The 13,460-nt window shown below is 45.6% G+C and carries 11 protein-coding genes and 1 tRNA gene; 5 read left to right on the forward strand and 7 right to left on the reverse strand.

Annotation, left to right across the window (positions count from 1 at the left end):
* The first annotated feature begins 145 nt into the window (after positions 1 to 145).
* Positions 146 to 946 (forward strand): glycosyl hydrolase 2 galactose-binding domain-containing protein, encoded by an 801-nt coding sequence (locus tag C1S73_RS12970; protein ID WP_038864479.1) that lies wholly within the window; start codon positions 146 to 148, stop codon positions 944 to 946.
* 16 nt (positions 947 to 962) lie between these two features.
* Here C1S73_RS12970 and C1S73_RS12975 read toward each other — a convergent pair whose 3' ends face one another.
* From C1S73_RS12975 to pepA, 5 genes are all read right to left on the reverse strand, one after another.
* Positions 963 to 1,868 (reverse strand): bifunctional helix-turn-helix transcriptional regulator/GNAT family N-acetyltransferase, encoded by a 906-nt coding sequence (locus C1S73_RS12975; RefSeq protein ID WP_081634729.1) that lies wholly within the window; start codon positions 1,866 to 1,868, stop codon positions 963 to 965.
* Positions 1,869 to 1,983: 115 nt separating this feature from the next.
* On the reverse strand, positions 1,984 to 2,382 hold the full coding sequence (locus tag C1S73_RS12980; RefSeq protein ID WP_038864477.1) for a DUF2061 domain-containing protein: 399 nt from the start codon (positions 2,380 to 2,382) through the stop codon (positions 1,984 to 1,986).
* Positions 2,383 to 2,608: 226 nt separating this feature from the next.
* A complete protein-coding gene (locus C1S73_RS12985; RefSeq protein ID WP_038864474.1) occupies positions 2,609 to 5,467 on the reverse strand; it encodes a valine--tRNA ligase in 2,859 nt (952 codons plus the stop codon).
* 96 nt (positions 5,468 to 5,563) lie between these two features.
* On the reverse strand, positions 5,564 to 6,013 hold the full coding sequence (locus tag C1S73_RS12990) for a DNA polymerase III subunit chi (RefSeq protein ID WP_038864600.1): 450 nt from the start codon (positions 6,011 to 6,013) through the stop codon (positions 5,564 to 5,566).
* 116 nt (positions 6,014 to 6,129) lie between these two features.
* Positions 6,130 to 7,638 (reverse strand): leucyl aminopeptidase, encoded by a 1,509-nt coding sequence (pepA, locus tag C1S73_RS12995; RefSeq protein ID WP_010450385.1) that lies wholly within the window; start codon positions 7,636 to 7,638, stop codon positions 6,130 to 6,132.
* Between the two features lie 200 nt (positions 7,639 to 7,838).
* Between pepA and lptF the strand changes: the two genes are divergently transcribed.
* The gene (lptF, locus tag C1S73_RS13000; RefSeq protein WP_038864471.1) at positions 7,839 to 8,939 is read left to right on the forward strand and encodes an LPS export ABC transporter permease LptF; all 1,101 of its coding nucleotides are present in this window, start codon (positions 7,839 to 7,841) and stop codon (positions 8,937 to 8,939) included.
* A gap of 3 nt (positions 8,940 to 8,942) precedes the next feature.
* Entirely contained in the window at positions 8,943 to 10,013 is a 1,071-nt protein-coding gene (lptG, locus tag C1S73_RS13005; protein ID WP_038864469.1) for an LPS export ABC transporter permease LptG, read from the forward strand.
* Positions 10,014 to 10,086: 73 nt separating this feature from the next.
* Here the strand turns inward: lptG and C1S73_RS13010 are convergent, their stop codons facing one another.
* A complete protein-coding gene (locus tag C1S73_RS13010; RefSeq protein WP_038864467.1) occupies positions 10,087 to 10,566 on the reverse strand; it encodes an RDD family protein in 480 nt (159 codons plus the stop codon).
* Positions 10,567 to 10,811: 245 nt separating this feature from the next.
* Here C1S73_RS13010 and C1S73_RS13015 point away from each other — a divergent pair, with 245 nt between their 5' ends.
* A complete protein-coding gene (locus C1S73_RS13015; protein WP_038864466.1) occupies positions 10,812 to 11,477 on the forward strand; it encodes an SDR family NAD(P)-dependent oxidoreductase in 666 nt (221 codons plus the stop codon).
* A gap of 177 nt (positions 11,478 to 11,654) precedes the next feature.
* Positions 11,655 to 11,739 (forward strand) — tRNA-Leu (locus C1S73_RS13020).
* 367 nt (positions 11,740 to 12,106) lie between these two features.
* On the opposite strand, the gene cod is transcribed toward C1S73_RS13020, so the two are convergent.
* Complete coding sequence (gene cod / locus C1S73_RS13025; protein ID WP_038864465.1) at positions 12,107 to 13,390, reverse strand: chitin oligosaccharide deacetylase; 1,284 nt, start codon at positions 13,388 to 13,390, stop codon at positions 12,107 to 12,109.
* Positions 13,391 to 13,460 lie beyond the last annotated feature (70 nt).

Raw genomic sequence — 13,460 nt, forward strand, 5'->3', positions numbered from 1 at the left:
CGTTTATCGCTGGTTTTTTTGTGCCTTAAAAATGATAACCGAGGGTGACCATAAATAATTCTCATTGAGTTTGTAGGCTTACTGCCTATAACCCTAAGCCACTTGAGTATATAATGCATGAAAATTGATCTAGCTCAAGGTGTATATGCAACTCTCACTCGCCGGTTTATGGCAAGTCTCTCCACTGACGGACCTTTCTATCCCACAGGATGACATTACTTTCCCTGCTCCTTTGAGTCAGGTATTGCCTGCTGAACTGACTGAAGAAGCGATCCGTCAGCAAGAGTGGCACCTGATGCACGACATCGAAGTGGACGAATCCATGATGGCATTCCCAGCGGTAGAAATGGTGTTGGGTGGTGTGGATTACCATGCAGAAGTGCGTTTGAACGGAGTCGCATTGTTCGACTGTGACGGTTCGCAAAGCATATACAAAAAAGACATTCGTCCATTTATGCAGATGGGGCGCAACCGTTTTGAGATCCTGTTCCTCGAGGAAGAAGAAGATCTTCTGCTGGATGAGGATAAACCGGAGTTGTGCTCACTTGCGGATCATGAATACCAAAAGAGTGATGAGCGCTTGGGGGTATGGCAAGAACCGTATCTACAGTTCATTCGCAATGTTCGTTTAGACCGCGTGGCTACCGAGCAGATTTGGCACCACGGTGGTGGTTGTGAGTTTAAAGTCGACTTGTACTATCAAACTTTTGCGCCGGGTCTAGTATCGGCATCGGTTAAGTTTAATGGCATGACTTACCATATTCCTATTGATGTCCGAGCGGATCATGCGAGTGCTTTATTCCAGATCGAAGCGCCAAAGTATGCCGATCTTAACGATCCCGATCCAAAAGATCTCTACGAACTCGTAGTGGAGTTGGATGGGCAACGCCAAGCGTTTACTGTGGCACTTAGCCAAGAGCTTTGTGTTACCCATCTTGTACTTTAAGTTTGAGGATAAAGCACTATAGCGTTTTAAGCATCACGACTTCACATGCATCATGCCCTGTTTGTCCTAGCGGGGCATCGAGATGCTCAAAGCCTAGCTTTTCATACAAGCCTACCGCTTCTCTTAGACATTCTGTCGTTTCTAAATAGCACTGCTGATACCCAAACTGTTTCGCTAGCTGTAAGCTCAATGCGACGATGCGTTTAGCTAAGCCGTGCCCTCGTGTTTGAGGTAAGAAGTACATCTTTTGCAGCTCACACACATTTGGCTCACCAGCTAAAGGTGCAAAGCCGCCGCCACCCACAATCTCGCCTTGGTACTCTACTACCCAGTAGGCTGCGCCTTGTTGGTCGTAAACCGAGTACATGTCATCAAGCGTTGGATCGGCCACACCATAACCTTTGTCTGCGGTTAAACCGTATTCTGCGGAGACTGCGCGAATCACGTTTGCAACTTGCGAGTTATCTGCTTTGGTAAGAGGTCGAAGAACGTATTCCTCAGCCTGGCACACTTTCGTTAGCCCTTTTAGGTAAGTCTCTAGACCAAGTTTGAGTTGCTCTTGCTCGCTGTCATCGAGTTGGGTAAGCAGTTGTTCAAAGAAGCTGTTTTGCTGTTGGTCTAGTTGCGATAACGCCTGTTGACCTTGCTCTGTAAGCGCCACAAGTTGACTGCGTTTGTCTTTCGGGTTTTCGATGCTCTCAACTAAACCTAATTTAATCAAACCGGTAACGGTGCGGCTTGCATTGGACTTGTCGACATTGAGCTGTTGTGCTAGTTGATTGATGGTCAACGGCTGCAGTTTGATCTCACCTAACGCGTGCGCTTGCACTGGAGTGAGAGCGACGTCGCCACATTGCTTATCGAGCATACCAAGCAATCGGACGGCTTGACGGGAATAGTGTCGGAGTTGACGAGCATTCATTATCACTTACCTCTAAAAATAAAGTTGCGTACCGCAATTAAATTAATTGCGGTGCGCAACTTTGTCAATGGTAAATGTCATTTTTCTCGTTAGGAGGCTTATTGAGCCTCCATGTTTAAGCGTGTTGGTGCAAACAGAACTGTGGTGTTTGGCTATCTGATTTACGCATCCATACTTTCTCGTGGAAGTAGTACGCTACTGTATTCAAGCTTGGCTCTAGCATTGCCATGATACCGCCGACAAACGCATCACCTGTTAGTAAGTAAACTACGGTAAAGGCAACACTGAAGTGGATAGTGGCAAAGCTTGCGGTTTTTATTTTGGTCATCCACTGACGAGCTTTAAGCGCAGGGACTTTTGCCCATGCTTTTTCATGAAAGTAGAAAGCGACGGTGTTCACTGAAGGCTCAATCATGGCAATTAAACTACCAATTAGAATGTCGCCAGTAAGCACGTAAGCGACACTAAACGCGATAGTAAAATGGAGTGCTGCAAAGGTTAGTGTCTTTTTCATGATAATTACTCAATTGTTGTGTTGTTTCGATAGGTCTATTATTGAGAATTATTATCATTAAATCTAATGGGCAGTTAAGATTAGTTTGATAGGCAAAAACTATTAAATATGAGGCAGAGTAGGAGAGAGCAGTGAATATCTTTGAAAGCTTTCCGAGCAATAAAATGCAAAAAGGGTTGATGCTTTCACACCAACCCTTTGATTCTTTTATTCTAGCTTTTAGCGATTAAAGTGCAGCGATCGTTGTCTTCTGCTCTTCCAGCTTAGCTAGTGTCTCTTTGTAACCTTCAAGCTTCTCACGCTCTTTAGCAACAACCGCTTCAGGAGCTTTCGCTACGAAGCCTTCGTTACCTAGTTTGCCTTCGATACGCTTGATTTCGCCGTGAGTTTTCTTGATTTCGCCATCTAGACGAGCAAGCTCAGCGTCTTTGTCGATCAGACCCGCCATTGGGATCATAAGCTCAGACTTAGCAACCAGTGCTGTTGCACACGCTGGCGTTTCTTCGTCAGCAGCAAGTACGCGTACAGATTCTAGTTTCGCTAGAGACATCAGAACTTGTTTGTTTGCTTCTAGACGCGCTGCGTCTTCTGCGTTTGCTGCTTTCAACATAACGTCAAGCGGCTTACCTGGGTTGATGTCGTATTCAGCACGTAGGTTACGGATGCTGGTAATGAACGCTTTCACCCATTCAATATCGTCTAGCGCTTCTTGGTTGAAGTTTGCTTCGTCGAATTGAGGCAGTGCTTGCAGCATGATTGTCTCACCTTCTACACCTTCAACTAGTGGCTTGATGCTTTGCCAGATAGTTTCAGTGATGTAAGGAATCACTGGGTGAGCTAGACGTAGCGTCTTCTCAAGAACCGTGATTAGTGTACGGCGAGTACCACGCTGTTGCGCTTCAGTACCTTTCCATAGAACTGGCTTAGTAAGCTCAAGGTACCAGTCACAGAATTGGTTCCAGATGAATTCGTAAAGCGTGTTAGACGCCATATCTAGACGGAAGTTGTCGATATGGTTGTTGAACGCTTTCGCTGCAAGTTCAAACTGAGACTCGATCCACTTGTCCGCTAGTGAGTATTCAATCTCACCACCGTTGAAGCCACAATCTTGCTCTTCTGTGTTCATCATTACGTAACGGCTTGCGTTCCATAGTTTGTTACAGAAGTTACGGTAACCCTCAAGACGCTTCATATCCCAGTTGATATCGCGACCTGTTGATGCCATTGCTGCAAGAGTGAAACGTAGTGCGTCTGTACCGTATGCTTCGATACCGTTTTCAAACGTCTTACGAGTGTTCTTCTCGATCTTCTTCGCTAGCTGAGGCTGCATCATGTTGCCGCAACGCTTCTCTACTAGAGACTCTAGGTCGATACCATCGATCATGTCGATTGGGTCAAGCACGTTACCTTTCGACTTAGACATCTTGTCGCCGTTTTCGTCACGGATTAGACCAGTAACGTAAACTGTCTTAAATGGTACTTGTGGTTTGCCGTTTTCGTCTTTCACGAAGTGCATGGTCATCATGATCATGCGCGCAACCCAGAAGAAGATGATGTCGAAACCAGTTACTAGCACGTCTGAAGGGTGGAATACTTTCAGATCGTCAGTTTGCTCTGGCCAACCTTGAGTACCGAATGTCCATAGTGCAGAAGAGAACCATGTATCCAGTACGTCTTCGTCTTGGTGAAGTTCAATGACTGACTCTAGGTTGTTATTCTTACGAACTTCTTCTTCGTCACGACCTACGTAAACATTACCTTGGTTGTCGTACCAAGCTGGGATGCGGTGACCCCACCATAGCTGACGAGAGATACACCAGTCTTGAACGTCACGCATCCAAGAGAAGTACATGTTTTCGTATTGCTTAGGAACGAATTGGATGTCGCCGTTTTCAACTGCTTCAACCGCTGTTTTCGCTAGAGGCGCAGTACGTACGTACCATTGGTCAGTTAGCATTGGTTCGATAACCACGCCACCACGGTCGCCGTAAGGAACTTGTAGATCGTGATCTTTCACTTCTTCAAGTAGACCTAGCTCGTCGAATTCAGCAACGATAGCTTTACGAGCGGCAAAACGCTCCATACCGTGGTACTTAGCTGGTAGCTCAGTACTGTAGGCGTCGCTTGCTTCACCGTTAGTGTTGAAGACTTCAGATGCAGTACGGATATTCGCGTCGAAAGTCAGAATGTTGATCATTGGTAGCTGGTGGCGCTTACCAACTTCGTAGTCGTTGAAGTCGTGCGCAGGTGTGATTTTCACACAGCCTGTACCTTTTTCCATATCTGCGTGCTCATCGCCCACGATTGGAATGCGACGTTCAACGATAGGAAGGATGATGTCTTTACCGATAAGATCTTTGTAACGTGGATCTTCTGGGTTAACCGCAACACCAGTATCGCCTAGCATGGTCTCTGGACGAGTCGTAGCCACAACGATGTAGCCTTTGCCATCCGCTGTTTTAACGCCATCTGCTAGTGGGTAGCGGAAGTGCCACATGTTGCCTTTAGTGTCTTTGTTCTCTACTTCTAGATCTGAAATCGCTGTGTGTAGCTTTGGATCCCAGTTAACTAGACGCTTACCGCGGTAGATTAGATCGTCTTCGTATAGACGTACGAACACTTCTTGAACAGCGTTAGATAGACCATCGTCCATCGTAAAACGCTCACGATCCCAGTCTACAGATGCGCCAAGACGACGAAGCTGCTTAGTGATAGTGCCGCCAGATTCGCCTTTCCATTCCCAGATTTTGTCGATGAAAGCTTCACGACCGTAATCGTGTTTTGTTTTGCCTTCTTCTGCAGCGATCTTACGCTCAACAACCATCTGAGTTGCGATACCTGCGTGGTCCGTACCTACTTGCCAAAGAGTGTTTTTACCCTTCATGCGCTCACAACGGATAAGCGTATCCATGATCGTATCTTGGAACGCGTGGCCCATGTGTAGGCTACCAGTGACGTTCGGTGGCGGGATCATGATGCTGTATGATTCTTTAGTAGTGTCACCGTGTGGCTTAAAGTAGCCTTTCTCTTCCCAAGTCTGATACAGAGCTTGTTCGATTGAAGTTGGGTTGTATGTCTTTTCCATAGCGCTCTTTTAATGGATACGTTGATGGTTGAATCTAAGTCAATCTTTATAAGTGAGGGATCTTAACAAGATCGCCTTAACTATAAGGATTGACCGTTAAGGATATTGAATTTCGATCGTTTGCAGTTGATAACCTGCTTGACGGTAAATTTTATACCTTTCTCTTGCGACCTGTTTAGCTTTTTCTTCGCAAGGCACGAAGTCTACCACTTGAGCAAACTTGTTCGCAAAGGTTGTCTCATTTTCCGCCAAATTAATTACCAATTGACGATTCCAATTAGGTTTTACGCCTTCATGGCCGATCTCAATATTGGTGGCGTATTTCGGTCCTTCACCTACGAGATTATGAGCCATGAACTTATCTGCATCAATTTGCCAAAAAGCCTCGGCCAGTTGTTCGGCGTGCGACTTGTCTTGGCAGTTCAAATACACTTTAGCTCCTTGGCGAGCAAAGTGCTGAGCCAAGAATACGATGTATTGTTCAAAGCCCGTCTTTGTTGCTTGAGGGCTCTCTTCTTTAATGATGTAGAAGGTTGCAGTTTGCATCATTCTCTCACTTGCCATTGGTCTCATCCTTAGACCATTTTACATTCCTATTCTCTCTCAAGAAAATCGGGGTAATAAAAAAGGGCCTTGCGGCCCTTTTAGATAGTGTTCAGAAATTACTCTTCTGTCTCTTGGCCGCTGCGGTTCAAAAGGAATTGGACAAGCATTGAGACAGGACGGCCCGTTGAGCCTTTCGCTGCGCCTGACTTCCAAGCTGTACCCGCGATATCGACGTGTGCCCAGTTGTACTTCTTAGCAAACTTAGACAGGAAGCAACCTGCAGTGATAGTGCCAGCAGGACGACCACCAATGTTTGCCATATCAGCAAATGGACTCTTCAGCTGCTCATGGTACTCGTCTGCCATTGGTAGACGCCATGCACGGTCACTTGCTTGTTCAGAAGCGTTTACTAGCTCATGAGAAAGTGGGTTGTGGTTAGAGATTACGCCGCTGATGTGGTGGCCTAGTGCGATAACACAAGCTCCCGTTAGCGTTGCAACGTCAACTACGCAGTCTGGTTCGAAACGCTCTACGTAAGTCAGTGCGTCACAAAGAACAAGACGACCTTCCGCATCCGTGTTCAGAACTTCTACAGTTTGACCAGACATGGTTGTTAGGATGTCACCTGGACGGTAAGCGTTGCTGCCTGGCATGTTTTCACAGCCTGCTAGAACACCAATAACGTTGATTGGTAGGTTTAGCTTCGCTAGCGCTTTCATTGTACCGAATACAGATGCTGCACCACACATGTCGTACTTCATCTCATCCATACCTTCACCAGGTTTTAGAGAGATACCGCCTGAATCGAACGTCAGACCTTTACCGACGAGAACGATAGGTTTTGCTTCTGACTCTGGGTTACCTTTGTATTCGATAATCGACATCATAGATTCGTTCTTCGAACCACGACCTACTGCTAGGTAAGATGTCATGCCCAGTTTTTCCATCTCTTGCTCACCAATGATCTTGGTGGTTACGGTTTCGTAATCGTCAGCAAGGCGACGAGCTTGAGAGGCTAAGTAAGCTGGGTTTGCTACGTTTGGTGGCATGTTGCCAAGATCTTTTGATGCTTTCACACCAGAAGAAATAGCTAGACCATGGGTGATTGCTTTTTCACCTAGGTTCAGTTCACGACGCGTTGGTACGTTGAACACTAGCTTACGCAGTGGACGACGAGTTTCTGGCTTAACGCTCTTGAACTGGTTAAATGTGTAAAGACCATCTTTAGTCGCTTCAACTGCTTGACGTACTTTCCAGTACGTATCGCGACCTTTAACGTGCAGTTCAGTTAGGAAACATACTGCTTCCATTGAACCGGTTTCGTTAAGTGTGCTGATCGTCTTTTGAATGATTTCCTTGTACTGGCGCTCGCCGAGTTCACGTTCTTTACCACAACCTACAAGTAGAACGCGCTCTGACAAAACACCTGGTACTTGATGCAGTAGTAGCATCTGACCAGGTTTACCCTCTAGATCACCACGGCGAAGTAGTGAACTGATGTAACCGTCACTGATTTTATCAAGTTGTTCGGCTACTGGAGAAAGGCGACGTGGTTCAAACACACCAACAACGATACATGCGCTACGTTGTTTCTCTGGACTGCCACTTTTAACACTGAACTCCATGCGTACTCCTACATCCTGAAGACAAATTGCTCTAAATGTTAGATAATGATCGCTTACTTGTTGAATTTAAGCTCAGGTCTTACCAACAGAGCTGATTTAAGCGCTAACATCTAGTTTATAATTTTTAAAAAAATAAATGGTTCAACGGGAAACTATAGTGATTCGACCAAAAAAACAAGTTTTGTATAGGTAATTTCAGCGTGATTATTGTTAGATATTTGATCCGCGAAACACTCAAGAGCCAATTTGCGATTTTCTTCGTACTTTTTTTGGTGTTTGTGAGCCAGAAGTTTATCAGTGTTCTTGCTGATGCTTCGGACGGGGATATTCCTGCTGGATTAATTTTCTCAGTGGTTGGTTTAAACATGCCAGCCATGGGTTTATTGATGCTGCCATTAAGTTTGTACATCGGCATATTGATCACCTTTGGTCGCTTGTATGCGGAAAGTGAGATCGTGGTAATGAATGCCACCGGTATCGGGAATAAATTCTTGGTACAGGCGGCATTGTACTTAGCTCTGATTACATCAGGTGTTGCTGCGTTTAATGCGTTGTGGTTATCACCTTGGTCTCAGGACCGTGTCGAGCAGCTGTACGAGCAAGTCGCGGCAGAAAACAGCGTTGACCTGCTAAAAAAAGGCCAATTCCAAGGAACGCCAGATGGTTCGTCAGTCGTGTTTATTGACGACATCAAAAACAGCACGTTAAGCAACGTGTTTGTTGCACAGATGCGCCCTCGCGATTCCATTCTACCAAGCGTGATGTTCTCTTCTTCAGGCGATGTAAAAGAACTGTCGGATGGCCGTCAGATCATTACGATGCATGAGGGCACGCGCTATGAAGGTGTGCCGACTCGCGTGGAATACATGATCACCAAGTTTGACGAATATGAAGGCTTGATTGGCCAGCGCGAAGTGAAGCAAAAAGGTCGTGATTGGGAAGCTTACCCAACCGCAGATTTGATCGGCCACCCCGATCCAGAAGCGCAAGCAGAACTGCAATGGCGAATTTCATTATTTGTGTGTATTCCGCTGTTGACGATGTTGGTTATTCCGCTTTCCGCGGTCAACCCACGTCAGGGACGTTTCGCCAAAATGGGCCCTGCCATCTTGATTTACTTGGCGTACTTCCTTGCAATTAGTGCAACGAAATCTGCGTTAGAGGATGGTGCTATACCTGCTGCTATTGGCATGTGGCCTATTAATGCGATGCTGCTTTTGGTCGCTATCCTGGCGAACATGATGGACAGTGTTCCTGCTCGTCGAATGAAAGAAAAATTCCGTAAGAAGAGGCTCGCGTAAGCTGTGTTCAAACTCTTAGACCTTTACATCGGTAGAACGATAATCTCTACCACGGCTTTGGTGTTAGCGACCTTTGTTGGTTTGTCTGGCATCATCAAATACGTAGAGCAGCTGCGTAAAGTCGGCCGTGGTGCATACGACTTAATGCATGCCCTCTACTTTGTGTTACTAAGTATCCCTCGCGATGTAGAAATGTTTTTCCCGATGGCTGCGTTGTTGGGGGCATTAATTGGCCTTGGTATGTTGGCATCCAGCTCCGAGCTCGTAGTAATGCAAGCAGCCGGCTTTTCTAAGTTGGATATCGGTTTATCAGTGCTTAAAACCGCGGTTCCATTAATGCTAATCGTCATGACGCTTGGCCAATGGGGCGCACCTGAAGCACAAAAAATGGCACGTGACCTACGAGCGTTTGCTCTGTCTGGCGGTAGTATCGTTTCTGTTCGGGCTGGTGTTTGGGCTCGTGATGCCAATGATTTTATCTTTATCGGCAAAGTTGAAGACGACAAACTCTATGGTTTGAACATGTGGCGTTTTGATGATGATAAAAACCTACAGAAAGTCATTTTTGCTGAAGAGGTTGATTACCAACAAGACAACAATTGGCTGATGCGCTACGTGCAAGTTACTGACATGGAGAATGAAAACGTCATTACCAAGCGTGATTTGGAACAAATGGAGTGGCACACCTCATTAGCACCAGACAAACTGGCAGTCGTGACGGTAAAACCAGAAGAGCTGTCACTAAGTGGCTTGTATGACTATGTGACATACCTGAAAGCATCAGAGCAAGATGCTTCACGTTATGAACTGGCATTTTGGCGCAAGCTATCTCAACCGCTTTCTATCGCGGTAATGATGTTGATGGCACTGTCATTTGTATTCGGTCCATTACGTAGTGTGACCATGGGGGCAAGGGTGCTTTCGGGGGTGGTTGCTGGCTTTACTTTCTACATATCCAGTGAATTCTTTGGACCTCTAACCTTGGTATATGGCATCTCGCCAGTATTCGGTGCACTGGCTCCAAGTCTCGTATTCTTAGCTATTGCGGTATCTCTGCTCAGAAGAAAGCTATAGATTCCCAAAGACAGTAAACATAAAAAAGGAAGGCGCCATGCCTTCCTTTTTCTATTTTGCTTCTGCCATTTAACTATTTAGCTTTCGGTAATACCACGACTTCAGTTTTTGCCCAAATATCATGGAAACCACGTTTCTGTGGGTCAATGGGTACAGTGAGGTTAGCTAAGCCGAAACCAGAGGTTGCTAGGCGAATCAGTGCCTGAGTTACAGAAATAGCTGAGCCATCTTTGCTGTTTCGGATCTGCATCTTCCAAGCTCGCATGCCTAGTGTTTGACCTGCTCGTGTCCAGAAGAAGACAAAGAAATATACCCAGACTGTCGCCAAGTAAAGGGTAAATAGCGGGCTTAATACAGGGTGCTTTCCTAGCATATCCGCTGCATCTGTATATTCTCCATAGCTCAATAATCCTGCTGCATTTAACGCAAAGACGATTGCCATCACTACGCCGGCGGCCATCATTTCAATTGCTAAGATAATCAGCATATCGTAGAACAACGCCGCTAATCGGCGAAATAAGCCCGCTGGTGGAAGAGTTGTAGAAGTCGTCATAGTTCCATCACTTACCTTTAAAATTGTGCGTCAGGATATAGATTCCGCTTGTCGGTGAAAAGAGAGCTAACGCACAGAGTCTCTAATTACGAAGAAATCACCATAGCAGAAGACACTTTATATCCATCGTCTAACTTAACAAAGCTATCCAGTTCAAACTTCGCGTCACCTAACCTGTGAAATCGTCAAACATACGGTACCTTGCTTAGAACATGAGATTACGAATGACGTGATAGAGGTACAAGATGATCGTGATTACCGGCGCGAGCAGTGGACTAGGTGCGCAACTAGCTAAGTTGTATGATGCTCAAGGCGAAGAAACACTGTTAACTGGACGCAGTGAAGAGAAGTTGGCGACTCTTTCTCAACACCTATCTAATAAAGCTCAAGTGCGTAGTTGTGATTTGGTGGATACATCCCAAGTCGAGAATTTGTTTAATGAGCTGCCTAAAGCGCCTTCTACTCTAATTCACTGTGCTGGAAGTGGGTATTTTGGTTTATTAGCTGAGCAAGACCCGCAAGAGATTCAAAAGCTGATTGAAAATAACCTCACTTCGGCGATTAATATTCTTCGAGAGTTGGTCAAACGTTATCAAGAGCAGCCAGTAAATGTTGTGATGGTGATGTCGACAGCAGCACAGCAAGCTAAGGCACAAGAATCGACCTATTGTGCGGTGAAGTGGGCTGTCAAAGGTTTGATTGAATCCGTTCGTATGGAGTTAAAAGGCAAACCAATGAAAATTATCGCTGTGTATCCCGGAGGTATGGCGACGGAATTTTGGGAGACGAGCGGTAAGTCTTTAGACACCAGTAGCTTTATGAGTGCAAACGATGCTGCGAAAATGATTTATGGCGCGTTGGCTAACATTGGTAATGGCTACGTGTCGGATATTACAGTTAACCGTTTATAGGGATGAGAGGGAGGTCTTGTTATCAGGTGATATGGCAGACTGAACTGTGATGAGATCTTCTTTGTCACACTTTGTGGCGAAATTATCAGCAAACGATAGTTATTTAAGGTTTTTCTGCTTGCGCAGGTCAAAAGCTTACGTATAATGCCAACCATCAAAGGGCAATAGCCCCGAGATGCCGGTGTGGTGAAATTGGTATACACGACGGATTCAAAATCCGTTGCCTTCGGGCGTGGCGGTTCAAGTCCGCCCACCGGTACCATATTCTAAGACAGAGCCTCGACGAAAGTCGGGGCTTTGTTGTATCTGGGGTTTGTAAATTCAAATCCAGCGTGGCGTCAGGAGTGCCTGCCCAGTCAAGCCACCCACCAGTACCATACATAGAAAGGTCGCTTGTATAGCCGCCTTTCGTCGTTTTGGGTGTTTGAAAATGGTGGAAGAAAGTTAGCGTTGCCTTCGCGGTGGCAGCAGGAATACCCGTCCAGTTAACTCCCCCTACTGGTAGCATATTTTAAGACAGAGCCTCGACGAAAGTTGTGGGGGGGCTTTGTTGTTTCTGGTTATCCAAAATAAAAAAGCGCGAGGGGTATGCCTCGCGCAAACTACTACATGGTGATAGTAGGAACAGCCTATAGAGCTGTGAACAAGGTGTTCTGTGTATTAGGAGTCCAATCCGACTGTGATACATGCGGAATGTTTACGAGGTAGCGAAGACCTTGGTAAGTCACGACATCATCTGCTTCATAAGCAACGTTTAGTGTCCAGTCAGTTGCAGGATCGGCATTTGTCCAAAGGCTAGACGTTGAAGACGGTGCCCAATCCTGTTGTGCGACGTGCGTTGTAACCGCTTTATAAACAGTACCTGAATGTGTTACGTAATCACCAGCAACGTATGCCTGACCAACTTGCCAAACAGGTGTGTAGTTATCCATGGTATCGAAAACGTATCCTGCTTCTTTTGCGATTTGGATAAACTTAGCCAGCTTAGGTAAGTTTTTGGTTGCTCCCATGCCGCGTTTGCCATCTTCGAATAAGAACTCATGTGTTAACACGATAACTTTGTCTGCGTGTAGCGGAGTACCACAAGGGAATTCTTGTGTTTTGGAGTTGATAGGGTTGATCGTCGTTGGCGCACAACTGTTTAGGGCCGCATCAACATAACCTAGAAACGGTTCTGCTTCCGTCAAACTATTTGCTGGCATTGCAATGCCCCAGTTCTCCGGTGCCCAGTCGAGATCCCAACCATGGGTTTGATATCCCTTATTCGCTAAGATATTTTGAACTTCAATCGAGGCCTTAACGCTGTTTGACGGGTTGTCAGTGTCACAGACGTAGCCAGGTTCCCAAGGTTTTAAGTCATCAGAGGTTGCACATAAGCCATCTGCTTTAAAGTTTTTTGTTACACGCCAGCCGTTGGTATATGGCAATCGAGCAAACTCTTCACCGCGATAGTTTGGGTAACTGGAAATATTTGGTAGGTATCGCTCGAGTACTGCTAAGTTTTCGTCAAATGTTAGAGCGTCGTAGACAGGATCTTGGTAAGAGTTAATTTGATGATCGCCCGTCGCATTACATTCTGCACCACTGTTAGGGCCAAATTCTTCCACGCAGTTATGGATCATATGGGCATAACTGTGGTTCGCTACGATATGCCCTGTATCGAGAGCCAGTTTCAAAGCTTCTAAAGCGCGGTCCTCATTTTCATCACCAATCCCATCTAGGTGCCAAGCATTAAAGTAAAAAGTGCCTTTAACCCCTTGTTCATTAAGCACATTAATCACATCGATTGACGCGTTAATAGGGCCGTCATCAAAAGTTAAATATATCGTGCCTTTTGGGTCTGCTTGGGCAAGCGAATATTGAGATAGAGCAGTGCCTAAGAGTGTAACCATAGCCAGTTTATTTAATTTCATTCTTTATTCCTTTTAAGAAATTAATTATGACGTTGTCAGTAGTAATATATTGATAGTTATAAATATAAAT

The organism is Vibrio jasicida 090810c (assembly GCF_002887615.1).
GTDB lineage: Bacteria > Pseudomonadota > Gammaproteobacteria > Enterobacterales > Vibrionaceae > Vibrio > Vibrio jasicida.

Coding starts and splice junctions, on each gene's coding strand:
- pepA (WP_010450385.1), bottom strand. CDS start 7,638: ATGGAGTTCAGTGTTAAAAGTGGCAGTCCAGAGAAACAACGTAGCGCA.
- C1S73_RS12980 (WP_038864477.1), bottom strand. CDS start 2,382: ATGAAAAAGACACTAACCTTTGCAGCACTCCATTTTACTATCGCGTTT.
- C1S73_RS13010 (WP_038864467.1), bottom strand. CDS start 10,566: ATGACGACTTCTACAACTCTTCCACCAGCGGGCTTATTTCGCCGATTA.
- C1S73_RS12970 (WP_038864479.1), top strand. CDS start 146: ATGCAACTCTCACTCGCCGGTTTATGGCAAGTCTCTCCACTGACGGAC.
- C1S73_RS12985 (WP_038864474.1), bottom strand. CDS start 5,467: ATGGAAAAGACATACAACCCAACTTCAATCGAACAAGCTCTGTATCAG.
- cod (WP_038864465.1), bottom strand. CDS start 13,390: ATGAAATTAAATAAACTGGCTATGGTTACACTCTTAGGCACTGCTCTA.
- C1S73_RS12975 (WP_081634729.1), bottom strand. CDS start 1,868: ATGAATGCTCGTCAACTCCGACACTATTCCCGTCAAGCCGTCCGATTG.
- C1S73_RS13015 (WP_038864466.1), top strand. CDS start 10,812: ATGATCGTGATTACCGGCGCGAGCAGTGGACTAGGTGCGCAACTAGCT.
- C1S73_RS12990 (WP_038864600.1), bottom strand. CDS start 6,013: ATGCAAACTGCAACCTTCTACATCATTAAAGAAGAGAGCCCTCAAGCA.